This window comes from Salmonella sp. SAL4457 (genome assembly GCF_046548235.1).
Classification (GTDB): Bacteria; Pseudomonadota; Gammaproteobacteria; order Enterobacterales; family Enterobacteriaceae; genus Salmonella; species Salmonella enterica.
Window position 1 is genome coordinate 1 of sequence record NZ_JBGDZO010001409.1, and the last position, 233, is coordinate 233.

At 71.2% G+C, this 233-nt stretch carries 1 protein-coding gene; it reads left to right on the forward strand.

What is annotated here, in order from left to right:
* Positions 1–233 (forward strand): hypothetical protein (locus ACLJNW_RS28805; RefSeq protein WP_410962104.1); only part of this gene is annotated, 233 nt, incomplete at both ends.

Genomic DNA, 233 nt, shown 5'->3' on the forward strand with positions numbered 1-233 from the left:
GCGTCCGCCGCTCGTGACCGTCGTCAGCGACCCGGCGACCACGACGCCTCGCGGCAGCTTCTTCCACCTCGGCTCGCTGACGCCCAGCGGCCAGGCCCGCGTCCCACTCTCCTGGGCGCTCTACGACTTCGCCAACACCATCTTCAGCTATGCCGTCGTCTCGACGGCGATGGGCATCTGGCTGACCGCGCCCGAGCAGCTCGGCGAGGCCGACGGCCAGGCGCTCTTCAGCG